We start from the raw sequence: 26,058 nt of genomic DNA, 5'->3' as shown, positions 1-26,058 counted from the left end.
AATACCGGCACAGTGGCCGGTATTTTTCTTAACCTGAGGCTTACTTCGCTTTCAGCGTCAGCGGATCCAGCGCCAGCTGTTGGTAATAGCTTACCCAGGATGAATATCTTTCCGGCGAAGCCCATACGCGGTAGTGCAGACGCGACAGCGTCACCGGGTCGCTCAACAGCACCAGACGGCGATCGCGATTGAGCTTATCCGGCGTTTCGTTCAGCGCCTGCTCAACGTGGCGGTCACGGGCAATTTCCAGCACATGGCTTTCACGGTGACGGGCGGTCGCCATCGCGGTCGCCAGCGCGTTGAACGACGGGTTGAACACCGCATGCATAAAGCCATGCTCCAGTTCACGCCCGCGGTTGAGCGCCAGATATTTGTCGGTATCTTCCAGCACCTGCGGCGGTGAATACTCTTCCGGGATCAGGAACAGCTTCCAGCGTTTGCTGCGCAGACCGACCGTGGCGCGGCTGGAGATCACGGAGACAAACGGCGACAGGATCAACGAGAAAACGATTGGCGCCAGCCAGAACAGGAAGCGCAGATCAAGCCACGCCATCCCTACGGCCCACACCAGACCGAGCACCAGTTGCGAGCCATGGCGCATGAAGGCTTCGCCCCACGGTGTGGAGTCATCATCACGCTGCGGCGAATTCCAGACCACTTCCCAGCCGAGAAACGCGCTGACCACAAACACCGTGTGGAACAGCATACGCACCGGCGCCAGCAGTACCGAGAACAGCACTTCCAGCAGCAGAGAAATCGTCACGCGGAAGAAGCCGCCATACTCTTTCGACCCTTTGCACCACACCAGAATGATACTGAGTAGCTTCGGCAGGAACAGCAGCACCATGGTGGACGCAAACAGCGCAATCGCCAGCTCTGGTCGCCATTGCGGCCAGACCGGGAACAGCTGCCGCGGCTGCAGGAAGTATTGCGGTTCGGTCAGCGCATGCACCACCTGCAGCGCGGTCGACAACGCGAGGAACATAAACCACAACGGCGCGGAGAGATAAGACATAACGCCGGTCAGGAACACCGCGCGGTGCACCGGGTGCATCCCTTTCACCAGGAACAGGCGGAAGTTCATCAGGTTACCCTGGCACCAGCGGCGGTCACGCTTGAGTTCATCCAGCAGGTTCGGCGGCAGCTCTTCATACGAGCCCGGAAGATCGTAAGCAATCCACACGCCCCAGCCAGCACGACGCATCAGCGCGGCTTCCACAAAGTCATGCGACAAGATGGAACCGGCAAAGTTACCCTCACCCGGCAACGGCGCCAGCGCGCAGTGCTCGATGAACGGCTTCACGCGGATGATGGCGTTGTGTCCCCAGTAGTGGGATTCTCCCAGTTGCCAGAAATGCAGACCGGCAGTGAACAGCGGGCCATAAACACGAGTAGCAAACTGCTGACAACGCGCATACAGCGTGTCCATCCCGGAGGCTTTCGGCGACGACTGGATGATCCCGGCATTCGGGTTCGCTTCCATCAGACGTACCAGCCCGGTCAGGCACTCGCCGCTCATCACGGAGTCGGCATCCAGCACCACCATGTAGCTGTACTGGCTGCCCCAGCGACGGCAAAAATCATCGATGTTGCCGCTTTTGCGCTTCACGCGACGACGACGGCGACGGTAGAAGATCTGCCCTTCGCCCTGCACTTCGGCAATCAACTCCATCCACGCTTTTTGCTCAGCCACGCAGATATCGGGGTTGTAGCTGTCGCTCAGGATGTAGACGTCAAAATGCTGTGCCTGGCCCGTCGCTTTGACTGATTCCCAGGTCGCGCGCAGCCCGGCGAAGACGCGATTCACGTCCTCGTTACAGATAGGCATGATAAGCGCGGTGCGATGTTCCGGGTTGATCGGCTCATTGCCGGTCGTGGAGGCGGAAATACTGTATTTGTCTTTGCCGATGAGCAGTTGCAAAAAACCCATCAGCGCGGTCCAGAAGCCCGCCGACACCCAGCAAAACAGTACGGCGAAGAGGATGAGGATCCCGGTTTGCAGCACATATGGCAGAAGCTGCATAAAGGAGACCCACAGATCCTGACCGACCATATCCGCCGGGTTGATCAGCGCCCAGCCCTGATAGGGCAGAATGGTTTTCATATACCAGGTGGCGACGACGGTCTGCGCCAGGGTTAACAGCAGCAGAATATAACGGCGAATTGAGCCGACCATACGCCACTTCTGCTCACGCTCCTGTTCTTCTTTTGTCAGACGCGCCAGATAACGGGGGGTAACGTCGCGCCCACGCAGCCGGTCCCAGAAACGGCCAATCGGGTTGGTGCGCCACGGGTCGGGGAACATGGAGGAACGTTTCGCTTCTGGCATTGCCCGCAGTTGATCACGACCTTCATCGTCTTTGATCAGTTGACCTTTCGCTAATGAGTCCGGCCAGCTGTGCTCGAGACGCGCTTTAACCGACGCTAAGGGAGTATCGTCGTCACGCGCAAAAGTCCGGTGGTCGGCATCCAGCGCTTCGTGAACGGCACGGAGATCCGTGCCGGGTAACGCGGCTTTTTCAGCATCTGAAAGCGGCAGAGCGTCAATGTACTTCGTTGTCTTATTCATTGGCAGGCAGCTGATAGCTCCAGGTTTCGCTCAGCGGCTGGTCGGCAGTGACCAGTGCGGCGCGCATGTCCGTGGTTTTCTTGGCATCTTTCACTTTGACGCGCAGCATTAAGCGCCAGCCTTTGGTGAGCGGGTTATAGCGAACGCTGTTTTCAACGATTTCGCCATTGTCGCCAATGCTGGTCTGCGCGGTTACCGGGGTATCCTGCGGCAGTTTTTTCATGTCTGCGCCAGTGAAGTCAACAACGAAAGCGATGGTGCCGTCCGGCTGACGGATCAGGTTCGCCTGTTTCACATCGCCCGTTGAACGACGGGTTTGCATCACAAACGCGTTATCCGGTGCGTGCAGTTTGTCTTCGTCGCGGCTGAAGGTGATGGTGTATTTATAGTTCATCTCCTTGCCCGCCTCAGGCAGTTGCTCAGGCGTCCAGTAGGCAACGACGTTGTCGTTGGTTTCATCGTTGGTCGGGATTTCAACCAGTTCGATTTTGCCTTTGCCCCAGTCGCCTTTCGGCGTGATCCACGCGCTCGGGCGCAGGTCGTAGCGGTCATCCAGATCTTCAAAACGCGAGAACTGACGGCCGCGCTGCAGCAGACCAAAGCCCTGCGGGTTTTCGGTTTCGTAGCTGCTTACGGCGAGGTGTTTCGGATTGTTAAGTGGACGCCAGATCCATTCGCCATTACCGGCATGAATAGAAAGACCGTTGGAGTCATGCATTTCCGGGCGATAGTTGGTGGTTGGCGACGGCTGGTTTGGTCCGTACAGGAACATACTGGTCAGCGGCGCCACGCCGAGTTTGCCCACTTTGTCGCGCAGATAGATTTTAGACTGCACGTCGACCACGGTATCGCGGCCCGGGATCACTACAAAACGGTAAGCACCCGCAGCGCGGGGCGAATCCAGCAGCGCATAAATCGTCAGGCGCTTATCGGTCGGTTTTGGACGCTCAATCCAGAACTCGCGAAAACGCGGGAACTCTTCGCCGGACGGCAGCGCGGTATCAATCGCCAGCCCACGAGCAGATAAACCGTAAACCTGACCCTGACCGATCACCCGGAAATAGCTGGCACCGAGCATGCTGACGATCTCATCGTTCTTATCTTTGCTGTTGATCGGATAGAGGATTTTGAAACCGGCAAAGCCCAGATCCTTGACCGTGTCTTTGTCATGCGGGACATCGCCAAAATTGAAGTAATCCGGGCTATATTTAATTTTACGCACGGCGGTGGCCGTCACTTCGTTGACAGTCACCGGCGTGTCGAAGTACATCCCCTGATGGTAGAACTCTAATTTGAACGGGGTTTTGATGTTGCTCCAGTAGGCTTTATCGTGGTTGAACTGGATCTTTTGATAGTCCGCGTATTTCATGTCGCGGAATGCGGAGGGCAGGTTGCTTTTTGGTGCCTCGTAGCCTTTGCCAGCGAGTGATTTTGCCTGCTTTGCAACGTCATCAATACTAAATGCCCATGCAGATGAAGTACACAGGGATAACATTACGGCTGCGCCAATCCAGCGCAGTTTCATCATCTGTGGTTTATGTTTCATATAAGTAAGCACTTCCCCCTTTGTGTGCTTAAATCGATCCGATCTATTTTAATGGAAACTCAAGCAATCCGACAACTGAATCCCAGTCAGGTTCAGCACGCCGGCCGATGGATTAGTGACTGATCCGCTGCCTTTTTGTACTTTGCGTGCTTATCCTGGAGACAGGTTCCCGGACATCGTGTAGGGTTGCTGCCGAATTTAAACGTTATCGCCACTCGCGATAAGACGAAAAGTCTGAGATTGTACGTAAGTCTATGAATAAAGTACCGCCACAACGTGAATATTTCCTTGATTCTATCCGTGCATGGCTGATGTTATTAGGGATTCCTTTTCACATTTCGTTGATCTACTCAAGCCATGTCTGGCACGTGAACAGCGCGGAGCCATCATGGTGGCTGACGCTGTTCAATGATTTCATTCATTCGTTCCGCATGCAGGTCTTTTTCGTCATCTCCGGCTACTTTTCCTACATGCTGTTTTTGCGCTATCCGCTTAAAAAATGGTGGAAAGTGCGCGTGGAGCGCGTCGGGATCCCGTTGCTGACCGCCATTCCGCTGCTGACGCTGCCGCAGTTTATTATGCTGCAGTATGTGAAAGGTAAAACCGACAGCTGGCAGGAACTGTCGCTGTACGACAAGTACAATACGCTGGTGTGGGAGCTGATTTCGCACCTGTGGTTCCTGCTGGTGCTGGTGGTATTGACGACCGTCAGCATTGTGGTGTTCCGCTGGCTGAGACGTCGCCAGACCCGCGCCCGCAAACGCTTTTTCGAACATGTTACACTCGGGCAACTGACGCTGCTGTTTCTGGCGCTCGGTGTGCTGTATGGCGCAATCCGCCGCACACTGTTCATCGTTTATCCGCCGATTCTGAGTGACGGCCTGTTCAATTTCGCCGTGATGCAGACGCTATTTTACGTGCCGTTCTTTATCATCGGCGCACAGGCGTTTATCAATCCGCGGTTGAAAGCGATGTTCACCACTCCTTCCCCGTGGTGCGCGGTCGGTGCGGTGCTGGGCTTTATCGCCTATCGTCTGAATCAGCAATACGGTTCCGGTGATGCATGGATGTACGAAACGGAATCGGTGATTACGATGGTGTTGGGGTTGTGGATGGTGAATGTAGTGTTTGCCTTCGGGCATCGGCTGCTGAATTTTCAGTCGGCGCGCGTCACCTACTTCGTCAACGCTTCGCTGTTTATCTATCTGGTACATCATCCCTTAACGCTTTTCTATGGGGCGTGGATCACGCCTTTCATTACATCTGATACGCTGGGCTTTCTCGCCGGGCTGGTATTTGTTATCGGCTGCGCACTGATTTTATATGAGATCCATTTGCGCATTCCGCTGCTGCGCTTCCTCTTTTCCGGCAAACCTTTACAGGCACCGAAAAAAGCGCAGGCCAGCGCGAGTTAATCAAAGCCCCTCCTGGAGGGGCTTTTTTCTGGCTACTGATAGTCGACCCGCAGCACCGCCAGGGTTTTTTGCGGGTTGATGTAATCCATTTTTACCGCCGCGATCGCACTATTCCCTTTAACCCCTTTTTCGGCTTGTTCGAGAGAATAGACAGAGGTTTTTGTTACGCCATCGCGATAGCAACTCAACGCCACGTTTTCAGCGGTGCGAGCAATGTTGCAGGGGTCTTCGACAATCGCGCCGCGGAAGTGAATCACGCCGCCTGGCGAGGTGGTAGCCGCGAGACTTACCGTAGATGAGATGAGGAGAAGTAAGGAAAGCGTTGTGCTCACAAATGTTTTCATGTCAAACCTCTTCAGTATGGCTCATCCTTGAGTGCGGTCAGCGTTGCACCAGACGATAGCTACTGTGTTTAAAGATGACACGGTCACTAACATTTATTACAGCATATTAACGTTTCTGCGTTTCCGCCAGTCGATTCAATGACTTGATTTACTGATTTTTTTTGGTCACGTTTTGTTCGATGACAACCACTGCTGCGACAAATGAAGCGCCTGCCCGTCCGTGACAGTGACAACCACTTTTACCGTGTCTTCAGGGGTCAAATTTATACGAAGCAGCGGGAGATCAATCGCCTGATTAGCGGGCAAAGAAAGGGTCTTACTCTGCTGTATCTGGCTGGTGCCGCTCTGCCCTTCCCGCAGGGTCAGCACCTGAACGCGGCAGACGCAGGACTGAGTTAAGGTCACAACGGGGATAATTGTGGTGATATCGCCCTGTTGCGCAACGTCAAACGCAATCTGATTGCTCAGCACCGCCAGCAGCAACAAGCTGTGCATAGTCGCCTCCAGAAAAAAACAGGGCCAGCGCCCTGTTTTTTAGATGACAAAATCGGGTTTTAGTACTGGCTGGCCGTTGCGTTGTTGCCAAAACCAACCTGATGGACAGTGACGCTGGAATCAGAGGCGGACTGGTTAACCAAAGCACCGTTGCTTGCACCGAACTGACGCACTTCGACTTCAGAGTTTTTGCTGTTCCACTGATCGATAGTGGCATTGTTTGCATAGCCTTTCTGCAGCAGGTCGATAGAGCTGGTGTCAGACCCCTGGCCCACATCGGCTGCGTTGGCGCCGCCATACTGTTTAATAGTCAGATCAGAGTTGCGCGCATCGCTTTGCAGCGCGGTCGCCATGTTACCGCCACCATACTGATAAATGCTCATGGTTGACTCAGGGCCTGTTGTGCTGCCACCACCACCGCCATGACCACCACCGTACTGCGGAACAAGACCTGCCAGAGCACTGCCAGAAACTACAATGGCTGCGAATGCTGCGACTTTGATAAGTTTCATGGTAAACCCCCATCGGATTGATTTTAATTGCCGTGAATAGCTAGCGTTGAATGACGCGTATTGCCATCTGCGACTGTCGTTGCACTACAACTGCGGTTTTTTGCGTACCATACTGAGTAATATCTGCTTTATTACCTGATCCCTTCTGGATAATAGCCGCAGTATTTCCATACCCTCCTTGCTGAATATTTGCATCGTTGGCGCTGCCCGCCTGCGCAATATAAGCAAGGTTATAGGTTCCTGACTGGTCAATTCTCGCCCGGTTCGCGGAGCCCTCCTGTGAAATAACAGAAAGGACTTTTGAACCGCTCTGGCGAATAGTGGCATTATTATAACCACCCTGCTGACCAATAATGGCTGCCTGATTGTAAGATGGATTACTTAACTCATTAACCGCGAGGTTATATTCTGAATTAGCCAGATCATTACCTGCTGCGATTACTAACCCAGGCGAACCCAGTATTATTAACACCATAAATAACAATTTGTTTTTCATGTTGTCGCCCTGGACCTGGTACTGTTGTAATAATAACGTACGGATAATATGTAAACGACAAGCGTTTTTTGTTAACGCGGCGTTACGATGAAGAGTATGTCTGGAGAAACATTTTAAATATCTCACCCGCCAGTGGTATTTTGTTGCTTATATTCACCCCAAAGTATGAACCGGAACACGCAATCGAAGCGGCAGGCTGGTTTTATTTCTGCTTATTTGCTGACATCCTGAAGATAAAGACACATCGCCAGACAGGGCTGCCGTCAAGAGAAGTTGACGCTATTCATATTGCGCAAAGTGATTATTCACGTTTTGCACGTGACCAGACTCGACTTTTCTTAAGATGTGAGCTTGTACAGATCGTACTGTCAGAATTTTGTAATAATGCACCCGCAACCTGGCATTTCTGAAAGAATAAATACTCTATAAATCAATAAATAAAAGCAGCGAAGCAGGTTTGTTAAATTTGTGCACAATTATCGGAATGTACAACTTTTCTATTAAATCTAAACAGTTTAAAATCCAAATATTCACATTTTAATATTTATTTTTACATTCTGTTACAGGATTAACACTTGCTTTAAGGTTAGTAATGACTAGATTGAAAATAGTCGTACTCAATTAGTTTTACTTTTAGCCCCCATAGCGGGGTTTATGGCACTTTCTACACACAGCAGTTCCGCATCTTTCAGTACTTCTGGTACTCACGGTCACCCCGTGGGCAGCTGTCAGGTGCGCTCAAAAAAGTGGGGTTTCATCATGTTTAATGAAGTCCATAGTATTCATGGTCATACATTATTGTTGATCACTAAACCTTCTTTGCAGGCCACTGCCCTGCTCCAGCATTTAAAGCATTCGCTGGTATTAACGACAAAACTGCATAATATTCAGCGATCTCTGGATGATATTTCGGCTAATAGCATTATATTATTTGATATGATGGAAGCCGATAAAAAGCTCATTCATTACTGGCAAGAAAATTTAAGCAGAAAAAACAATAATATCAGGATGCTGCTGTTAAATACGCCTGATGAATATCCTTTCCGGGATATTGAAAACTGGCCGCATATCAACGGGGTATTCTATGTCTCTGAAGATGAATCGCGTCTGCTTGAGGGATTGCAGGGTGTTCTGCGCGGCGAATGTTATTTCTCACAAAAGTTAGCGAGTTATCTCATCACCCATTCCGGCAACTACCGGTATAACGGGACAGACACCACTCTGCTCACCCATCGCGAGAAAGAGATCCTCAACAAGCTACGGATTGGCGCTTCCAACAACGAGATCGCCCGCTCGCTGTTTATCAGCGAGAACACGGTCAAAACACATCTTTATAACCTTTTCAAAAAGATATCCGTTAAAAACCGCACGCAGGCAGTCTCATGGGCCAACGATAACCTCAGACGGTGACGCCATGAAACGCTATTTTGCCTGGTTTGTGGCGGCAGAGCTCCTGCTCGCCACCGGAGATCTGCACGCCGTTGAAGTGGAAATCCCCGGTTTAATCACCGATCACACGGTCTCGTCTGTGGGGCATGATTTTTATCGTTCCTTCAGCGACAAGTGGGAAAGTGAATACAAGGGAAATCTGACGATTAATGAGCGACCCAGCGCCCGCTGGGGGAGCTGGATAACCATCGCCATTAATCAGGATGTGATTTTCCAGACGTTTCTCTTTCCTACCAGACGCGATTTTGAAAATACGGTGGGTCAGGCGCTGGCAGCGACTGACGAGGCGATAAAACGCCGGCAGATCGATCAGACGTTGCTGAGCACCAAAGATTTAGCTCAGGACGAATTTTAAAAAACTGAATATAACGCGGAGGCTGTCATGCGTATTGCATATGCAGTGATTTCACTCATCCTGATCCCCACCGTCAGCTGGGGCGGGAATATGGTATTCCAGTTCCGAAACCCCAATTTTGGTGGGAACCCGAATAACGGCGCTTTCCTGCTCAACAGCGCTCAGGCGCAAAACTCGTATAAAGATCCGAGCTATGAAGACTACGGCGTGGAAACACCTTCGGCGCTGGATAATTTCACTCAGGCAATCCAGTCGCAGATATTAGGCGGGCTACTCACCAATATTAACACCGGCAAACCAGGAAGAATGGTGACTAATGATTTCATCATCGATATCACCAACCGTGACGGCCAGCTGCAATTAAACGTCACCGACCGTAAAACCGGAAAAACCTCGACCATTGAGGTTTCGGGTTTACAAACCAATTCCACTGATTTCTAACGCTCAGTTATTACAGGACGACTATCATGCAGCGCTTATTACTTCTCCTGGCTGTCAGTTTAATGAGCGGATGTTTAACGGCCCCGCCAAAAGAAGCCGCAAAACCGACGTTAATGCCGCGGGCGCAGAGCTATCGTGATTTAACCCATTTACCGATGCCCAGCGGGAAGATCTTTGTTTCGGTGTACAACATTCAGGATGAAACCGGGCAGTTCAAACCCTACCCGGCCAGTAACTTCTCGACCGCCGTACCGCAGAGCGCCACCGCCATGCTGGTAACAGCGCTGAAGGATTCGCGCTGGTTTGTGCCGCTTGAACGCCAGGGTCTGCAAAACCTGCTGAATGAACGCAAAATCATTCGCGCGGCGCAGGAAAACGGCACGGTGGCGATTAACAACCGCATTCCGCTGCAGTCGCTGACCGCGGCCAACATCATGATTGAAGGCTCGATTATTGGTTACGAGAGCAATGTAAAATCCGGTGGTGTGGGGGCACGCTATTTCGGGATTGGCGCGGACACGCAATACCAGCTCGATCAAATCGCGGTCAACCTGCGGGTGGTTAACGTCAGTACCGGCGAAGTGCTGTCGTCGGTGAATACCAGCAAAACCATTCTTTCTTATGAAGTGCAGGCCGGGGTGTTCCGCTTTATTGATTATCAGCGTCTGCTGGAAGGAGAAATTGGCTATACCGCCAACGAACCGGTGATGTTGTGCCTGATGTCGGCGATTGAAACGGGGGTCATCTATCTGATTAACGATGGCATCGACCGCAGCCTGTGGGACCTGCAAAACAAAGCCGATCTGAATAACCCGGTGCTGGCGAAGTACCGCGAGATGTCGGTACCGCCGGAATCCTGATGACAGGCAAAAAAAAGCGTGGCGCCGGGCCACGCTTTTTTATTCACGTTGTAATGATGGCGATTCGGCTTTCATCCGCCGGGAGGCCAGCCACAGACCGCTGTTTTTCATTGCATAACCAAACAGCAGACCCAGCGCCAGCGACGGAACAATCACCCGCCAGTCACCCTGCCCCGCGAAGGTCGCGCCTGCGCCGATAAACGTGCCGGGAACGAACGACAGCAGTAGCTGTTTTGCCTGGATGCACATCAGAAACGCGACGATGCCGTTCATGGCGTAGCTGAGGATTTCCAGATGTGGTGCCAGCGCGCTGCCATACATAATGACCTGCGCCCACAGGACACCGCTCATCACCGTACAGGTGGCGATCAGCAGCCCTTTCAGCCCGCCCTGCGGACAGGCGAAATACGCGGTACAGCCGAGAAAACCCGCCCAACTCAGTAAACCTAAAGAGACCGCCACCCAGCCCCAGATACCGGAGAGAATGCCTGTCGTCAGTGCAATTGAAAAGAGTATGTTCATGGCGCGGATCATAGCAGAAACGCGCCACGCAATTGTGATATCAGGCACATTATCATCACGCAATGATTTCACGTTACATTGATAGTGTGATTTAAATCACTCTTCGTTCTCTTCCTGTAATTCATCCCACATGGCGGAAATCGCCTCGCGGGTCAGCGGTGCCATCGTCCGCCAGAATGGCGTCGCGGCGTGGGCTTCCAGCTTGCCGAGGAAGGTGCCGCACCAGGGCAGCAGGTATTCTGCGAACAGGGTTTCCAGCGCCTCGCTTTCATCCTCTTCCGACTGATCTTCCAGCCAGGACGCGGCCAGCAGCAACGTACCGAGGTGATCGGCAGGCGCGTCGCTGAGCGGCATACCACGTTCAGACAAGAACGCGCGTACATCTGCTTCTTTGATCTCGCTCTGCCAGTGGCTGGCGAACGGCGGTACGCTGCACTCGGCACCGACAAACAGCGCGTTGTAATCCGCCGCGATCTGCTGCCCGTCGCAGCTTTTCTGCAGACGCTCCAGCAGCTCGTCCTGTTCCAGCGGCCAGCTTTCTGCCAGTTTGCCTTCGCGGATCAGCGTAAAAAGCGGCATCAGCAACGGATCCTGCGGTTGACGGTAGTACAGCGATCCCAACACGCGACAGAGGATTGAAAACTCGTTCATTCAGTTATTCCAGTTAACAAATTACAGTTCAGAAAATTCAGGGATCGGCGCCATCCCGCGAGCTTCAAGGAAATTCAGGAAACGGCGCGGCGTGACATTCAGAATGCGATCTTCGGGAAAATCGACGGCATCAAGAATTTTCTGGCATTCAGTGAAATCGCCCAGCGTAAACGCGGTATGCGAGTCAGAGCCGAGCGCAACCCAGCCGCCCGCGTCCCGCACCGCTTCGGCGATGGCACGGCAGTTGTCTTCGCTGCCAATGCGTGACGCGACAAACGAAGAGTTGTTAATTTCCAGCGCCACCTGATATTTCGCCGCCGCTTTGGCGATAGCCGGAATATCAACCGGGAATTTCGGGTTACCCGGATGGCTGATGATATGCACGTTGCCGCTGGCCATGGTGGCGATCATCGCTTCGGTATGGGTGGCTTTATCCTGCGGCGGGAAAACCGGTTCATGGAACCCGGCGATGATCAGATCCAGGGACGTCAGCATCGGTCCGGTGCAGTCAATTTCGCCCTGAGTGTTTTTAATGTTTGCCTCAATGCCCCGCAGAATGCCGACGCCATCCACCATGCGCGGCCAGATGCGCATGTTGATAAAGTGCCAGTGGTGTGGGGCATCGGCCATATCGGGGCCATGATCGGTGATAGCAAACAGCGCGATCCCTTTGCGCTTCGCCTCAGCAATATAGTCATGAAGGGTGCTGTAGGCATGGGTACTGGCGACGGTGTGCATGTGCAGGTCGACGGGATACATTGCTTTCTCCTCTCTGTTTTACGCAAAGGATAACAGGATTGCGTGAACTTTATGAGTAAAAAACCCGACGCGACCCGCCGGGTGCGGTATTCAATAACCTGAGCGGCGATCCACCGGTTTGCTACCCGTTTCACCCTGCTCAAGTTGCCGGATAGTACGGGAAATAAAGTCGATTGCCTGTAACGGGCGCGTGACCGCCGCCACATGTGGCGTTATTGCCACCCGGGGATGTTTCCACAACGGGCTTTCCGCCGGCAGCGGCTCCTGGTTGAAGACATCCAGCATCGCGCCTTTGACCTTACCGCTCTCCAGCGCCTGCAACAGATCCTCTTCAATAACATGAACACCGCGCGCCAGGTTGAGCAGATAACTCTCATCCCTGAGCTGTGCCAGTAATGTCTTATCAATAATGCCCACCGTTTCCGGTGTGTTGGGCAAGAGGTTAATCAGTACGCGGGTTTCGCGCAGAAAATCCGTTAATTCGTCTCTTCCGGCAAAGCTTGCGACGTTGGGCCAGCTTTTGCGGCTGCGGCTCCAGCAGCGCACCGGGAACCCCCACCCGAGCAGACTTTCCGCCACTTTACCACCGAGCACGCCCGCACCCAGAATACCTACCGTAAAATCTTCACGTTGATAATCAGGCAGCGGTTGCCAGTGAACGTTGTTCTTCTGCTGTTGATAATCGTCGAAACGGCGGAACCAGTGCAGTACCTGGCTGACAGCATATTCCTGCATTTGTTGCGCCATGCCAGTATCTTCGAGGCGAAATAGCGGCGTGGTTTGCGGCAGCATTTCCGGGTGGGCATGCAACTGGCTCAGAATAGAATCCACACCCGCGCCCAGGGCAAACACCGCTTTCAGCGACCGCCCCTCCAGCATGTCCACCGGCGGATGCCAGACCAGAGCGTAATCCGCAGGCCCGTTATCGCCGCTTTTCCATTCACCCACTTTCGCGCCGGGGAGTCGTTTCTCCAGTTCTGCAATCCAGAACGGAATATCAAAGGTGGGATGGTAGAAAATGATATTCATTGGGTCTCCAGACGGATAAACGCGCTTTTGCGGTTTAATGCCAATCCCGCATGCGGTTACTGGTTGTTTTGTCGCGGTTTATCAGCATAGCAAATTTCTTTCGTGCAGCCTTTAAAAAGCCGGTTGCTGACAAAAAAAGCGTTTCCGGTTCGATTTAGAAGCAAGTTGCCTGAAGATTAGCTAAACACGCGATTTTTGTGAAAAGTCAGTTGACGATCAGTATGGTTTTCCCTACATTAGCGCCCGTCCCGGCAACAACGGGAAGACAATATGGTGAGGTGTCCGAGTGGCTGAAGGAGCACGCCTGGAAAGTGTGTATACGGCAACGTATCGGGGGTTCGAATCCCCCCCTCACCGCCATATTTGAAGAAGAGCTCGCATGCAAATGCGGGCTTTTTCTTTTATGTTCTCCGCCAGGGGGGGATGAGAACCGTTGGCTTTTGTGCGGTTTGTTTGTCGGGTGGCGCTTCGCTTACCCGACCTACAACTACTACAACGACACACCCCTCAATCTTCCACCATCGCGCGATACTCTTCGGTGAGAAAATCCACCAGTGCTCTGACCGATGGCAGCAGCCCCCGGCGGGACGGGAACAGTGCGTGAATAACTTCCCGGCGTGGCTCCCACTCTTTCAGCACGACCACCAGCTCGCCCGAAGCCAGTTGATCGCGCACCATCAGCAGAGGTAACTGCACGATGCCCACGCCAGCGATGGCGGCTTCACGCAGCGCCAGCATGTCAGAAGTAATCAGCCGGGGGGTAAAATGCACGTCGGCGTGAGCGCCTTCGGGACCGTTCAGCGCCCACCGATGCAGATACTTGCCCTCGCTCAGGCTCAGCCCCGGCCAGTGGCTGAGTTCGGCAGGTGCGTTCGGTTCACCCATCCGCGCCACCAGTTCAGGGCTGGCGACCAGACGCTGGCCGCGATCAGCGATCACCCGCATGACCAGATCGCTGTCATCAAAAGGCGGGGGCAGTACGCGGATCGCCACATCAACCCCCTCGCCCACCACATCAACACGGCGGTTGGTGGCTTCCAGTTGCAATTTAACGTCCGGGTAGCGCACCATAAATTTTGCCAGCATGGCACCGACATGCACATGCAGTAGCGTCACCGGGCAGGTCATTTTTACCGTGCCACGCGGCTCCGCCTGCAATGCGGCTATCGCATCCTGCGCAGCTTCCGCTTCAACCATCATCGCCTTACAGTGCTGATAAAAGGTTTGCCCCAGTTCGGTGACGGTAAACTGGCGCGTCGTTCGCTGAATCAGCCGCACACCGAGTCGCTCTTCCAGTTGCGCGATGCGACGGCTCAGTTTTGATTTCGGCTGGCCGAGCGCTCTCCCTGCGGCAGCAAATCCACCGTGATCCACTACCTGTACAAACCAGGCGAAGTCATTGAGATCCTGCATGTTTACTCCATTGTTCCCTTTTCGGAACAGTGTAGAGCATTTTTGCGCCCTACCGATCTATTAATGCCGAATGTAAGCTAATCCATATCGTAAATTCACATTGCAGGAGAGAGTGATGAAACAGATTACCGGTGTTTATACCGCGCCGCGTCCGCATTGGGTGGGCGATGGCTTTCCAGTGCGTTCTCTGTTCTCTTACCAGTCCCATGGCAAGCAGCTCAGTCCGTTCCTGCTGCTGGATTACGCGGGTCCGCATACCTTTCCTGCGGATGGCGTAAAACGTGGCGTGGGCGAGCACCCGCATCGCGGATTCGAAACCGTCACACTGGTCTATGCCGGTGAAGTCGAACATCGCGACTCGACCGGCAAGGGCGGCGTGATCGGCCCCGGTGATGTGCAGTGGATGACGGCGGGAGCAGGTATTCTGCATGAAGAGTTTCATTCTGCTGACTTCTCGCGCAAGGGCGGCGAGCTGAAAATGATCCAGTTGTGGGTCAATCTGCCCGCGAAAGACAAAATGGCGGCGCCGGGCTATCAGAGCATCACTCAGGAGACCATCCCGACCGTGGCCCTGCCCGACGACAGTGGCACGCTGCGCGTGATTGCCGGTCATTATGACAATGCAACTGGTCCGGCGCAGACCTGGTCGCCGATGAACGTCTGGGATATGACGCTGAATCAGGGGCATGATCTTACGCTGACGCAGCCGGAAGGCTGGAGCACAGCACTGGTGATCCTTGAGGGTAGCGTGACGGTCAACGGCGAATCAGACGCCCATGAAGGACAACTGGTGGTGCTGAGCCAGAACGGCGAATCACTGCATCTGCATGCCTCGTCGGACGCCAGCGTATTGCTGCTGTCTGGTGAGCCGATCGACGAGCCGATTGTCGGCTATGGTCCCTTTGTCATGAACAGCAAAGCGGAGATCACCGAAGCGATTCAGGATTTCAATTCCGGCCGTTTTGGACAGATGTAATCCGGGCAGATCGAAGCATAAACCGTTCCCTGCCTCATGGACGAGGCGGGGAATGATTATTGCTTAACCGAATGAAACAGAAAGCTGAAAATATGCTTGACCGTTTTCCTGCAACTCCCTATAGTAGCGCCCCGTTGCCCCCTACGCGGTCAGGCAACGAGACAATATGGTGAGGTGTCCGAGTGGCTGAAGGAGCACGCCTGGAAAGTGTGTATACGGCAACGTATCGGGGGTTCGAATCCCCCCCTCACCGCCATATTTAAAGAAGAGCTCGCATGCAAATGCGGGCTTTTTTTTGCATGTAGCTCCGCATCGGGGGGGATGAGAACCCACGACCGGGGTTCGACAACGTGCTTTAGCACGTTGGACAGATCGCGAACGCAGTGAGCGGGCTGCCCGCAGGGCGAGCGAAGCGAGTCAATCCCCCCCTCACCGCCATATTTGAAGAAGAGCTCGCATGCTAATGCGGGCTTTTTTTTCGCATGTCTCTCCCGCTCCGTCATTTTTTTGTCATAACTCACTCACCCTGTTGTCAGAACCCTCTCGCTACACTCACTCCCACATCGAAAGTCAATTCCTGTGAGGAGAAATGAGCATGAAACTGAAAAACAAAGCAGTACTGAGCATTGTCGCCGCAGCCCTGATGATGGCTGGTGTCAGCCACGCCGCCGGGGCCGCCGCGGTGAAAAATATTGTGCTGGTACACGGCGCCTTCGTTGATGGTTCCGGGTGGAAACCGGTTTACGATATTCTGAGTCGAGATGGCTACAAGGTCACGCTGGTACAGGAACCGTTAACCTCGTTTGCTGACGATGTCACGGCAACCCAACGTATTCTGGACCGCCAGGATGGCCCGGTCATTCTGGTTGGTCATAGCTACGGTGGTGCGATTATCACTCAGGCGGGTAATGACCCCAAAGTCACCGGGCTGGTTTATATCGCCGCTCATGCGCTGGATGCCGGGGAGAACCGGGCTGAAGTCAGCAAAAAATATCCCAACACGGCCCATCCTTTTATTAAAACCGCGGATGGCTACGTGATGCTTGATCCAAAGTACTTCCCGGGTGATTTTGCTGCTGACCTGCCGCGTGAGCTGGCACAGTTTCAGGCACAGGCGCAAATCCCCACGTCGCCAACCTCGCTTGCGGCTGTGGTGACTGAAGCCGCATGGAGAACCAAACCCAGCTGGTATATGGTGGCTAAATCGGACAAAATCATTAATCCTGATTTGCAGCGTATGTACGCTAAACGCGCCAAAAGTCATACTGTGGAAGTCGACGGCAGCCATTCCATTTTTCAGTCTCGCCCCGATGAAGTCGCTACATTGATTGAGCAAGCAGCCAACATCGCGCAGAAATGAGTTACCGCTGCTGCGCAGGGAACACGTCCAGGAGCCATGATGAAAATACTGGTGATAGAAGACGAACCCAAGGCGCGTGAGTACATGCGCAGCGGCTTAACTGAATCCGGTTATGTGGTTGATGTCGCGCCAGATGGTCAGGAAGGACTGTTTATGGCTCAGGAGTACTATTACGACCTCATCCTGTTAGATGTGATGATGCCTCAGATGAATGGCTGGGAAGTGATGGCGCAGCTGGATAAGCAGCTTGATACACCCGTGATTTTCCTCACCGCCAAAGGCACGTTAGAAGACAAACTCAAGGGGCTGGAGCTCGGTGCGGATGACTATCTGGTCAAACCGTTCTCGTTTGCCGAACTGCTGGCCCGTATTCGTACCGCGCTACGCCGGGGCGGACAGGCGAAGCGGGAAGAACAACTGGACGTCGGTGATCTGCGACTGAATATCACCACCCGCCGGGTGGAACGCGCGGGCGTACGCCTGGATCTGACCAACAAAGAGTTCAACTTACTACAGCTGTTTATGCAGAATCCCGGTCAGGTGCTGACCCGGACGCTTATCGCCTCGCGCGTCTGGGATATGAATTTTGACAGCGATACTAACGTGGTGGATGTGGCCGTCCGCCGCCTGCGGCAAAAAGTGGATGCGCCTTTTGCCTTTCCGCTGATCCATACCGTGCACGGCGTGGGCTATTGCTGTGAGGAAAAGCGATGAGAAACCTGGCCATCAGCACCCGATTATCACTGATGATGGGAACCGCGGTACTGGTGGTGTTGATCGGCGTGGGGACGGCGCTCTATCAGTCTCTTTGCCAGCAACTGAGCATTCGCGACGACACCGCGTTACTCAACCGCCTGGATCAAATCCGCACGCTGGTGCTGGATGAAGATGTCCAGCAGATGCTCCGCAAAAAGCCGCACCTGTTTACTAACATGCTGGGCAACACCGAATCGCTGCTGGTGCTGCGTTTTCCGGGCCAGCCGCCGCTGATAGAGGTGAATCCCGGTCAGCGTCCGTTGCCTGAGCATGTGCCGGTGGTTGCCAGCCGACCACTCAACCTGACCGATGTGCATCATCAGCCTGCGCAAAATGGCGTGCCCTTTATTTCAGCCGCCGCGCTGGCGATTACCGGTCAGCCGCCACGTCAGCTTGAAATTATTACCGGCAGGCTCATGACGGAGCGTTCACAAATCCAGGCGAACTATCTGCGCCAGATTGTCCTGATCACGCTGTGCGCCGCGCTGGCGGTGATCATCCTCAGCGCCTTATTAGCCCGGCGCAGCCTGCAGCCGTTGCAACGCCTCGCCAGAGAAACATCAGCCATTGATGTGCGCCACCTGGGGCGTCGCATCACCCTGCGCAGCACGCCCACCGAACTACAGCCGCTGATCAACGCCTTTAATCAGATGCTGGACAGGCTGGAAACCAGCTTTCAACAGCTGAGCCAGGTCAGCGCGGATATGGCCCACGATCTGCGCACACCGATCAGCAATTTGCTGGGGCAAACGGAGATTGCGCTGACGCAAAAACGTCCCGAAGCCTATTACACCGCGCTACTCGGCTCCAATTTTGAAGAGCTGGTGCGCCTGTCGACGATGATCGACAAAATGTTGTTCCTTGCCCGGGCAGAAAATGCCAGCCAGGCGATTCACAAAGTGCCGTTGTCTCTGGAGTCGGTTCTGCATCCGCTGGCAGAGTATTTTGAAGGCCCGGCGGAAGAGCGGCATATCACCCTGCGCTTTTCGGTCACCGGAAACATCATGGCCGATGCCGACCTGTTACAGCGGGCCGTCGCCAATCTGTTGGCTAACGCGATCCGCTACGCCGACAGCCATAGCGATGTCCACATTGAGACGCAGCAGAAATCCGATGGCGTGCTGATTAGCGTGACCAATCATGGCGATGCAATTCCACAAGAGCAACAGGAAAGGTTGTTCGATCGCTTCTGGCGCGCCGACAGCGCACGCCACGCCTCGGAAAACAGCAGCGGGCTGGGCCTGTCGATTGTTCGCAGTATTATGCAACTGCATCAGGGGCGCTGTGGTGTAACATGCGACCAGCGCCGGACGACATTCTGGCTGCATTTTCCCCATTAACTGCTAACATAACGAATAACGTTTATGCACGCCGCAACGCGTCAATAAATGCTCTCATTGCTGGCGACATCGAGCGTCCTGCGGTCCAGCAAAGATAATATCCGGCGAATTCAGTCTCCCAGGTCTCAAGAATGCGATGAAGTGCGCCAGAAGCGAGATGTGCGCGCACTCGCTCCTCGGTGACCTGAGCCACACCGACGCCGGCGATCGCCGCCTGATATTGCCGTTCGCGATCATCCACCACCAGATTTCCGCTCACCGGCATCGTTTTTAACTGGCCGTCATAAGCGAATTGCCAGGGTTCCGGCGTTACCGTTCCCGGCCATCGCCAGCCAATACAGTTGTGATGAATTAAATCTTCCGGCTGCCGGATGCGGTCATGCGCCGCAAGATAAGACGGTGCTGCCACCACGATCTGATGCAACGGCCCACCAACGGGAACCGCCACTAATCCGGGCGCGAGCACTTCGCCCAGCCGAAGCGAAAGATCATATCCTCCCGCGATGAGATCAACCGGGGAGTCGTGGATGGCGACATCAATATGCACATCAGGAAACGCGGCAAGAAAGAAAGGGATTTTGCTGTCCAGCAACATGTCCGCCGCAGAACGAAAAGCATGGATGCGAATACTGCCCTGGATGATCTGACTGCGGGACTGCGCCTGCCTGATCGCACCGGACAGATTTTCCAGTAAGGGGGCAGTTTGCAGGTAAAGCGCCCTTCCATCCTCTGTCAGGCTTACGGAACGCGTTGTCCGGTTGAAAAGCCGTAACCCCAGATCCTCTTCAAGCCCGTTGATTTGCTGGCTGACGGCAGACGCGGAGACGCCCAGTTGGTCCGCAACTGCTCTGAAGTTCAGTTTCTCAGCGACCATGACAAACGTATTCAGCGCCAGAAAATGCGTACGGCTGATCATTTATCCTCTCATTATTAAATAAAACTAATCACTGCATGCAGTTGTACGCCGATTATGTAATCAGACAAAATAATTATACTGACCATACCGTTTCAAACCGACCTGAAAAAACAAAGTGAGGCGAGGTATGGCTGACGAAAATCAACTCACCACAGAACAACGGCTTCGGATAATCGAAGCGAAATTAGCGATTTATGAACTGATTGCCGCGCATCCGCCGAGTGCCGATAGCGGACTCGCTGAATATACGGCCTCCGTCTATATGGAGGATGGCGTGTTTAATCGTGGCGAGGGACTGGATGGTGCGAAAGGGGTAGATGCCATCGCGGCGTTCATTCTCAGACCCGCGCATGAAGAGGCGATCAACAGCGGGCTGGCGCATTTTACCGGCTTACCGCTTATCGATTTGCGTGGCGATAAGGCCATTGTCACCTCCTATTTGCAGCTGTTACAGCTGGATAAACAGGGCGAGCCGCGGGAAATGGCGAATCATGGCACGTCCACGGGGTACCGCATCCACCGGGTGGTCATTAACCGCTGGGAGCTTGAATGCCACGACGGACGCTGGAAAATCCGCAGCAGAACGCTGCTTCCCGTCGACGGTAGCCCGGCGCCGCGCCAGCTGTTGGCGCGAGGTCTTTCAGATGTGCTGAACGCAACCTACCCGAAGCCATTCACCATTACGGAGTGAGATCATGAGTGAAGAAAACCGCCTGTTTTTGTCGTCGCTCTTTCAGTCGATAGCAGATCAGGGATGGGGCGAGAATTTTATGGCCGCATTGCACGACGATCTGGAATTCAATGCCATGGGAACATCTCCGGTCGCAGGGTGCTACCGGGGTAAGGAAAACTACCGCAACCAGTTGCTGAAACGACTGGATGACAAGCTGGCCTCCTGGCCTGTGCCGATCGTCGATACGATGATGGTGGATGGCGACCTCGCCTGCCTGCAATTCCACGCGACCGGGGGTAAAGGCAAAAACGGGGCAGATTTCAATATGCACTACTGCTGGGTACTGCGCCTGGAGCATCAGAAAATCATAAAAATCTGGGGATATTATGATTCATTCAAAATGAATGCCCTGTTTAATGAAAAACAAAGCCCGGTTTCCCGGGCCTTGAGTGCGTAACAGAACCGTCGTCTAGCTATAGGCATTCAGCGTACGCTGGCACAGCGCAGAGCGTACGCAGTCGTCTTTGGTGAAACGGACGATACCTATCATTTCATCTTCCTCGAAACGTGCGAGCGCATCGCTTAACCCTGACTGGACGCCAGAGGGCAAATCACACTGGGTGATGTCGCCGTTCACGATAACCGTCACGTTCTCCCCGAGGCGCGTTAAAAACATCTTCATTTGCGCTGCGGTGACGTTCTGGGCCTCGTCAAGGATCACCACCGCATTTTCAAAGGTACGTCCACGCATATAGGCGAACGGCGCGATTTCCACCTTACCAATCTCTGGTCGCAGGCAGTATTGCATGAAGGATGCCCCCAGCCGCTTCACAAGCACGTCGTAAACGGGGCGGAAATAAGGCGCAAACTTCTCGGATATGTCTCCGGGTAAGAAGCCGAGATCTTCGTCAGCTTGCAGGACCGGACGGGTAACAATGATCCTGTCCACATCCTTATGTATCAGGGCCTCCGCCGCTTTCGCCGCACTGATCCAGGTTTTACCGCATCCGGCTTCACCGGTTGCAAAGATCAGCTGCTTACTCTCGATAGCATTCAGGTAGTGCACCTGAGCGTCATTGCGTGCTTCAACTGGAGAAGTATCACGGCCTTCCCGTGCCATGCCAATTGATTCCACGCCACTCATCTGCACAAGCGAGGTGACCGATTCTTCTTCACGCTGTTTATAGCTACGTGAATCTCGTCTCAGCACACGTTTTGCTTCACGACGAGCTTTGATCACTGCTTTTTGTCTTCCCATGGATAGCACCTTGCGTTGTTGGTATTCATCACACGCGCCTTGAACGGCACGACTATGCGTACGAACGATTGAGGTTTGGCTTCCTTGTAAGCCATTGCTTGCTGGTGAAAATAGTGCAGGCGCACGTTGCGAAGCACCCTGCGCCACACTGGTGAATGCGTTTGCTGTAGAAAATGGGGAAAATTCAGGGGTGAAGAAGTCGCTGCCGGAGGCTGAGGCTCCGTGCTGGGTGTTGCGGGTTGTTACTTTTCTGCTTTGTCCAGTACAGGACGCAACCATTAGCGATCTCCATCGTGGAACTACATCACTGCCGGGAACTACCGCTTATGTCAATAAGTACATCACAAATTATCATTAGTGCAACATATTTTTTACTTGAACATAACGTTCAGCTTCCCGTTCAGTCCGGGGAAGTATCTGGTATTTATATTACAGAAATATATCAACAACCTGGAATCAGAAAAAATATCGAATTATTGATAATTGAATTATGCGCACAGAAAACAATAAGCGTCAAAAGGATTTATTGACGAGGAAAAATGAGACCTGCCCTTGCGGGCAGGTTATGCATCAGGCAGTTAGCAGCGTCTGCCCAAGATAGTGCTGCTTATCTTTCGCTGCCGGCAACACAAAGAAAAAACCGCCGCCAATCGGTTTGATGTACTCTTCCAGCGCCTCGCCGTTGAGTCTTTTTTGAACCGTCAGGAAACCTTTTTCCAAATCGTGCTGATAACAGACAAAAAGTAACCCCATGTCGAGCTGACCGGAGTTGCTTGCACCGAGGGAGTAGCTGTAGCCCCGGCGCATCATCAGGCTGGACTGCGTTTCCGGCGTGCGCGGGTTTGCCAGACGGATATGACTATCGAGGGCAATCACGTCGCCGTTCGGATCACGACTGTAATCCGGCACGTCGTGCTCATGCTGCATCCCCAGCGGCGCCCCGCTCTGCTTGTCGCGACCGAAAATCGTCTGCTGTTCTTTCAGCGGCGTGCGATCCCAGAACTCAACGTGGAACTGAATGATGCGCACAGCCTGGTAAGAGCCGCCCACCGCCCACGCGGGTTCGTCCTGATCGGCAGTTACCCAGACAACGTTGTCCATCAACGGCGCATCGCTGCTGTCGGGATTCGCCGTACCATCCTTAAAGCCCAGCAGGTTTACTGGCGTCTCTTTGCCTTTGCTGCGCGCCGCGTGGTCAGAGATAAACCCTTCCCGCTTCCAGCGCACGCTCAAGAGATCCGGCGTGTGTTTGATAATATCGCGCAGCGCATGAATCACTGTATCCTGGGTGTTGGCGCAGATCTGCAACAGCAGGTCACCGTGGCACAGCGAGGCATCCAGCGAATCATTCGGAAAGCGCGTCATCTTTTGCAGTTTTTTCGGCGCTTTTCCGGCCAGACCAAAACGCGTATCGAACAGGGAATCCCCCACGGATACGGTCATGGTCAGGTTATCCGGGGCGATGTACGGCCCGAGGATGCCGGAGTCCATTGGCGGCAGGCGCGGATTAGGCGTATCCGGTGCCGGGCCACCCGCGGTGAGAAAGGCGATGCGCTGCGTCAGCAGACGAAACAGCCGCTCAAGTTCGGCTTTGTCGCTTGCCAGCACATCAAACGCCACCAGCATCATTGATGCCTGTTGCGGCGTCAGCACGCCGGACTGATGGAGACCATAAAACGGTTGCGTTTCCATACGCGCATCCGGCGATACGGTGCCCGGCGCGCTCTGCGGTTTTGCCGCATGGGCGACCGGACATCCGCCGCTGAATGCCAGCGCGCCTCCCAGCACGCCGATACCTTTGAGTAAACGGCGACGTGACGGTTCGTTCACGTCGTCATGTTTTTGTTGTGCCATGATGCTTAGTCCAGTCCCAGGATCCCGCGCAACTGAGCCAGGTCTTCCGCCAGCGTCGTGATCGGCCCTTTCAGTGCGTTACGGTCAGCGCTGGTCAGTTTGTCGTAGGTTTCGTAACCGTCTTTAGTGCGATACTTCGCCAGGATCGCGTCCAATTTTTTGAAGTTGGCATCGACTTTCGCCAGTAGCGCGCTGTTCTCTTTTTGCAGTTGCGGACGCAGCAGGTCGACGATTTTCTGCGCGCCATCGATGTTGGCCTGGAAATCCCACAGGTCGGTGTGGCTGTAGCGATCTTCTTCGCCACTGATTTTGCTGGCCGCCACTTCTTCAATCAGCCCGGCCGCGCCGCCCACGACTTTTGACGGCGGGAACGCCAGTTCACTGATGCGTTTTTGCAGCTCAAGCACGTCGGTGTTCAGTTGGGTGGCGTACTGTTCCATCCCTTTGGTGGTGTTGTCGCCAAACAGCGCTTTTTCGAGACGGTGGAAGCCGGTGAATTTCGGGTCGTCCGCTTTCTGCTCGTAATCGTCTTCACGGGCATCAATGCTGCCGTCGAGATCAGAGAACAGCTCGGCGATCGGTTCGATGCGCTCGTAGTGCTGACGCGTCGGCGCATACAGCGCTTTCGCTTTTTCGATGTCCCCGGCTTTTACCGCATCGGTAAAGGCTTTGGTGCCTTTGACCAGTTCCGCGGTTTCGGCGGTGACGTAGGTTTTATAACTGGTGATCGCCTCGCCGAGGCTCAGCACGGCATTCGCTTTGGCCGCGTCCGCCGCCGTCGCTTCGCCTTTGACAATCAGCTTGCCTTTCGGGTTAGTCAGCAGGCCGCAGGTCATGTCATATTCGCCAGGTTGCAGGTTGGCGGTCATCTTCTGGGTGAATCCCGGGGCGATGTTTTCCCGCTCTTCCACCACCATCACGCCTTTGAGGATTTCCCATTCCAGTGCTTTCTGGCTGTGGTTCTGAATGATGAACTGGGTTTTACCGGCATTGACGGTGATGCTCATCGGCTCACACTGTTTGTCGTTGACGGTCACTTTGACCTGCGGAATATCCGCAGCCTGAACAGCAAAAGCAGAAGCGAACAGCGCAGCAATACCCACTTGCAGCGCACTACGGCGGAAGTTAGTTGTCATGACCTATCCCTTTCAATAAGTATGTTGTAACTAAATAGTGTAATGCGTCGAATGACATCAGGGTGCTGTACGGGACGCTGTCGTACCGGCACGCGGCGGCAGTGCGAACAGCACCAGCGCCGGAATCAGATAAATAAAGTAAACCGCCACTTCACTGACGCTCGGCGCTTCCTGGTAGCCGAAAATGCCTTCCATCAGCGTACCGGTCAGCGAATGGGTGGAGAGCACGTTGCTGAAATCGAACGCCACCTGCTGGAAGTTGTTCCACAGCCCGGCCTCATGGAAAGCGCGGATCGCCCCCGCCGCCAGCCCGGCCGCCACCAGCAAAATAAACAGGCTGGTCCATTTGAAGAACGCGGCGAGATTAAGCCGGATGCCGCCCCAGTAGAGCAGGAAACCGAGCACCACCGCCGTCGCCAGGCCGAGCATCGCCCCCAGTGGCGGCCAGATACCGACATCCTGCTGAAACGCCGCCAGCAGGAAGAACACCGACTCCAGCCCTTCACGCGCGACGGCGAAAAAGACCATCAGGATCAACGCCCAGCCGTGGTGATTGCCGCGTTGCAGGGCGTTATCCACCGCCTGTTCCAGCTGTTGTTTGACGTTGCGCGACACTTTGCGCATCCAGAACACCATCCACGTCAGGATGATGACCGCGACCAGCGCCACCAGCCCTTCAAACAGCTCCTGCTCTTTTTGCGGGAACTCGCCGGTGGTTTCGTTAATAAAGATGCCTAAACCGAGACACAACGCCGCGGCGAGAAACACGCCGATCCACATTACGCCAATCCAGCGCCCGCGTTGGGTGCGCTTCAGATAACTGGCGATCAGGCTGACAATAAGCGCCGCCTCAAGTCCTTCACGTAACATAATGAGAAATGGAACAAACATGCCGACATCCTTAAATGTGAATCACGGTCAGTTGATGCAAAG

At 54.1% G+C, this 26,058-nt stretch carries 27 protein-coding genes, 2 tRNA genes and 1 other RNA gene; 14 read left to right on the top strand and 16 right to left on the bottom strand.

Annotated features, from left to right (window positions below):
• Window positions 1-40: 40 nt before the first annotated feature.
• Together mdoH and mdoG are read right to left on the bottom strand one after the other, a co-directional pair.
• Window positions 41-2,569 carry a glucans biosynthesis glucosyltransferase MdoH gene (mdoH, locus tag QMG90_RS09485; RefSeq protein WP_283283575.1) on the bottom strand — a complete coding sequence of 843 codons (2,529 nt, stop codon included), beginning with the start codon at window positions 2,567-2,569 and terminating at the stop codon, window positions 41-43.
• Window positions 2,562-4,115, bottom strand: a complete 1,554-nt coding sequence (gene mdoG / locus QMG90_RS09480) for a glucans biosynthesis protein MdoG (protein ID WP_283283574.1) — start codon at window positions 4,113-4,115, stop codon at window positions 2,562-2,564. The genes mdoH and mdoG overlap by 8 nt, the downstream gene beginning before the upstream one ends.
• A gap of 254 nt (window positions 4,116-4,369) precedes the next feature.
• Here mdoG and mdoC point away from each other — a divergent pair, with 254 nt between their 5' ends.
• Window positions 4,370-5,530, top strand: a complete 1,161-nt coding sequence (mdoC, locus tag QMG90_RS09475) for a glucans biosynthesis protein MdoC (protein WP_283283573.1) — start codon at window positions 4,370-4,372, stop codon at window positions 5,528-5,530.
• Between the two features lie 32 nt (window positions 5,531-5,562).
• Here mdoC and QMG90_RS09470 read toward each other — a convergent pair whose 3' ends face one another.
• The 4 genes from QMG90_RS09470 to csgB all read right to left on the bottom strand — a co-directional run bounded on the left by QMG90_RS09470 (window position 5,563) and on the right by csgB (window position 7,377).
• Window positions 5,563-5,874, bottom strand: coding sequence for a type 1 fimbrial protein (locus QMG90_RS09470; protein ID WP_283283572.1), 312 nt, complete (start codon window positions 5,872-5,874; stop codon window positions 5,563-5,565).
• Between the two features lie 165 nt (window positions 5,875-6,039).
• Window positions 6,040-6,369, bottom strand: coding sequence for a curli assembly chaperone CsgC (gene csgC, locus QMG90_RS09465; RefSeq protein WP_283283571.1), 330 nt, complete (start codon window positions 6,367-6,369; stop codon window positions 6,040-6,042).
• 59 nt (window positions 6,370-6,428) lie between these two features.
• Window positions 6,429-6,881 carry a curli major subunit CsgA gene (csgA, locus tag QMG90_RS09460; protein ID WP_283283570.1) on the bottom strand — a complete coding sequence of 151 codons (453 nt, stop codon included), beginning with the start codon at window positions 6,879-6,881 and terminating at the stop codon, window positions 6,429-6,431.
• 40 nt (window positions 6,882-6,921) lie between these two features.
• Entirely contained in the window at window positions 6,922-7,377 is a 456-nt protein-coding gene (csgB, locus tag QMG90_RS09455) for a curli minor subunit CsgB (protein ID WP_283283569.1), read from the bottom strand.
• A gap of 759 nt (window positions 7,378-8,136) precedes the next feature.
• On the opposite strand from csgB, the gene csgD reads away from it, so the two are divergent.
• The 4 genes from csgD to csgG are packed head-to-tail and all read left to right on the top strand — an operon-like array spanning window position 8,137 to window position 10,482.
• Entirely contained in the window at window positions 8,137-8,787 is a 651-nt protein-coding gene (gene csgD / locus QMG90_RS09450; protein WP_283283568.1) for a biofilm master transcriptional regulator CsgD, read from the top strand.
• Between the two features lie 4 nt (window positions 8,788-8,791).
• Window positions 8,792-9,181, top strand: a complete 390-nt coding sequence (csgE, locus tag QMG90_RS09445) for a curli production assembly/transport protein CsgE (RefSeq protein WP_283283567.1) — start codon at window positions 8,792-8,794, stop codon at window positions 9,179-9,181.
• Between the two features lie 27 nt (window positions 9,182-9,208).
• Entirely contained in the window at window positions 9,209-9,622 is a 414-nt protein-coding gene (gene csgF / locus QMG90_RS09440) for a curli production assembly/transport protein CsgF (RefSeq protein ID WP_283283566.1), read from the top strand.
• 26 nt (window positions 9,623-9,648) lie between these two features.
• Window positions 9,649-10,482, top strand: a complete 834-nt coding sequence (csgG, locus tag QMG90_RS09435) for a curli production assembly/transport protein CsgG (RefSeq protein WP_283283565.1) — start codon at window positions 9,649-9,651, stop codon at window positions 10,480-10,482.
• Window positions 10,483-10,521: 39 nt separating this feature from the next.
• Here the strand turns inward: csgG and QMG90_RS09430 are convergent, their stop codons facing one another.
• The 4 genes from QMG90_RS09430 to ghrA form a co-directional block, all read right to left on the bottom strand.
• Window positions 10,522-11,004 carry a DUF1097 domain-containing protein gene (locus QMG90_RS09430; protein WP_283283564.1) on the bottom strand — a complete coding sequence of 161 codons (483 nt, stop codon included), beginning with the start codon at window positions 11,002-11,004 and terminating at the stop codon, window positions 10,522-10,524.
• A 96-nt stretch (window positions 11,005-11,100) separates the two neighbouring features.
• Complete coding sequence (locus QMG90_RS09425) at window positions 11,101-11,655, bottom strand: TorD/DmsD family molecular chaperone (protein ID WP_283283563.1); 555 nt, start codon at window positions 11,653-11,655, stop codon at window positions 11,101-11,103.
• A 21-nt stretch (window positions 11,656-11,676) separates the two neighbouring features.
• Window positions 11,677-12,414: a phosphatase gene (locus QMG90_RS09420; protein ID WP_283283562.1), complete on the bottom strand. Its 738-nt coding sequence runs from the start codon at window positions 12,412-12,414 to the stop codon at window positions 11,677-11,679.
• A gap of 90 nt (window positions 12,415-12,504) precedes the next feature.
• The gene (gene ghrA / locus QMG90_RS09415; RefSeq protein ID WP_283283561.1) at window positions 12,505-13,443 is read right to left on the bottom strand and encodes a glyoxylate/hydroxypyruvate reductase GhrA; all 939 of its coding nucleotides are present in this window, start codon (window positions 13,441-13,443) and stop codon (window positions 12,505-12,507) included.
• A gap of 272 nt (window positions 13,444-13,715) precedes the next feature.
• Here ghrA and QMG90_RS09410 point away from each other — a divergent pair.
• Window positions 13,716-13,803: transfer RNA gene (locus QMG90_RS09410), tRNA-Ser, on the top strand.
• A gap of 147 nt (window positions 13,804-13,950) precedes the next feature.
• Here the strand turns inward: QMG90_RS09410 and QMG90_RS09405 are convergent.
• The gene (locus tag QMG90_RS09405) at window positions 13,951-14,856 is read right to left on the bottom strand and encodes a LysR family transcriptional regulator (RefSeq protein ID WP_283283560.1); all 906 of its coding nucleotides are present in this window, start codon (window positions 14,854-14,856) and stop codon (window positions 13,951-13,953) included.
• A gap of 115 nt (window positions 14,857-14,971) precedes the next feature.
• Between QMG90_RS09405 and QMG90_RS09400 the strand changes: the two genes are divergently transcribed.
• The 6 genes from QMG90_RS09400 to QMG90_RS09375 all read left to right on the top strand — a co-directional run bounded on the left by QMG90_RS09400 (window position 14,972) and on the right by QMG90_RS09375 (window position 19,288).
• A complete protein-coding gene (locus QMG90_RS09400; protein WP_283283559.1) occupies window positions 14,972-15,832 on the top strand; it encodes a pirin family protein in 861 nt (286 codons plus the stop codon).
• Window positions 15,833-16,000: 168 nt separating this feature from the next.
• Window positions 16,001-16,088, top strand: a tRNA-Ser gene (locus QMG90_RS09395).
• A gap of 44 nt (window positions 16,089-16,132) precedes the next feature.
• A non-coding RNA gene (locus tag QMG90_RS09390) (RtT sRNA) lies at window positions 16,133-16,270 on the top strand.
• A 151-nt stretch (window positions 16,271-16,421) separates the two neighbouring features.
• A complete protein-coding gene (locus QMG90_RS09385; RefSeq protein WP_430381677.1) occupies window positions 16,422-17,192 on the top strand; it encodes an alpha/beta hydrolase in 771 nt (256 codons plus the stop codon).
• 39 nt (window positions 17,193-17,231) lie between these two features.
• Window positions 17,232-17,906 carry a heavy metal response regulator transcription factor gene (locus QMG90_RS09380; RefSeq protein WP_283283924.1) on the top strand — a complete coding sequence of 225 codons (675 nt, stop codon included), beginning with the start codon at window positions 17,232-17,234 and terminating at the stop codon, window positions 17,904-17,906.
• Window positions 17,903-19,288: a heavy metal sensor histidine kinase gene (locus QMG90_RS09375; RefSeq protein ID WP_283283557.1), complete on the top strand. Its 1,386-nt coding sequence runs from the start codon at window positions 17,903-17,905 to the stop codon at window positions 19,286-19,288. Before QMG90_RS09380 ends, QMG90_RS09375 begins: the two co-directional genes overlap by 4 nt.
• A gap of 22 nt (window positions 19,289-19,310) precedes the next feature.
• On the opposite strand, the gene QMG90_RS09370 is transcribed toward QMG90_RS09375, so the two are convergent.
• Window positions 19,311-20,204 carry a LysR family transcriptional regulator gene (locus QMG90_RS09370; RefSeq protein ID WP_283283556.1) on the bottom strand — a complete coding sequence of 298 codons (894 nt, stop codon included), beginning with the start codon at window positions 20,202-20,204 and terminating at the stop codon, window positions 19,311-19,313.
• Window positions 20,205-20,331: 127 nt separating this feature from the next.
• Here QMG90_RS09370 and QMG90_RS09365 point away from each other — a divergent pair, with 127 nt between their 5' ends.
• Together QMG90_RS09365 and QMG90_RS09360 are read left to right on the top strand one after the other, a co-directional pair.
• A complete protein-coding gene (locus tag QMG90_RS09365; protein WP_283283555.1) occupies window positions 20,332-20,895 on the top strand; it encodes a nuclear transport factor 2 family protein in 564 nt (187 codons plus the stop codon).
• Between the two features lie 4 nt (window positions 20,896-20,899).
• Complete coding sequence (locus tag QMG90_RS09360; protein WP_283283554.1) at window positions 20,900-21,334, top strand: nuclear transport factor 2 family protein; 435 nt, start codon at window positions 20,900-20,902, stop codon at window positions 21,332-21,334.
• Between the two features lie 12 nt (window positions 21,335-21,346).
• On the opposite strand, the gene phoH is transcribed toward QMG90_RS09360, so the two are convergent.
• The 4 genes from phoH to efeU form a co-directional block, all read right to left on the bottom strand.
• Window positions 21,347-22,135 carry a phosphate starvation-inducible protein PhoH gene (phoH, locus tag QMG90_RS09355; RefSeq protein WP_283283923.1) on the bottom strand — a complete coding sequence of 263 codons (789 nt, stop codon included), beginning with the start codon at window positions 22,133-22,135 and terminating at the stop codon, window positions 21,347-21,349.
• A 570-nt stretch (window positions 22,136-22,705) separates the two neighbouring features.
• The gene (gene efeB, locus QMG90_RS09350) at window positions 22,706-23,989 is read right to left on the bottom strand and encodes an iron uptake transporter deferrochelatase/peroxidase subunit (protein ID WP_283283553.1); all 1,284 of its coding nucleotides are present in this window, start codon (window positions 23,987-23,989) and stop codon (window positions 22,706-22,708) included.
• A gap of 5 nt (window positions 23,990-23,994) precedes the next feature.
• Complete coding sequence (gene efeO, locus QMG90_RS09345) at window positions 23,995-25,125, bottom strand: iron uptake system protein EfeO (protein WP_283283552.1); 1,131 nt, start codon at window positions 25,123-25,125, stop codon at window positions 23,995-23,997.
• A 57-nt stretch (window positions 25,126-25,182) separates the two neighbouring features.
• A complete protein-coding gene (gene efeU, locus QMG90_RS09340) occupies window positions 25,183-26,016 on the bottom strand; it encodes an iron uptake transporter permease EfeU (protein ID WP_283283551.1) in 834 nt (277 codons plus the stop codon).
• Between the last annotated feature and the right edge of the window lie 42 nt (window positions 26,017-26,058).

The sequence above is a fragment of the Trabulsiella odontotermitis genome, from assembly GCF_030053895.1.
GTDB classification, from domain to species: domain Bacteria; phylum Pseudomonadota; class Gammaproteobacteria; order Enterobacterales; family Enterobacteriaceae; genus Trabulsiella; species Trabulsiella odontotermitis_C.
Note: the sequence above shows the minus strand (reverse complement) of the source record. Positions and strands in the feature narration are given on the sequence as shown.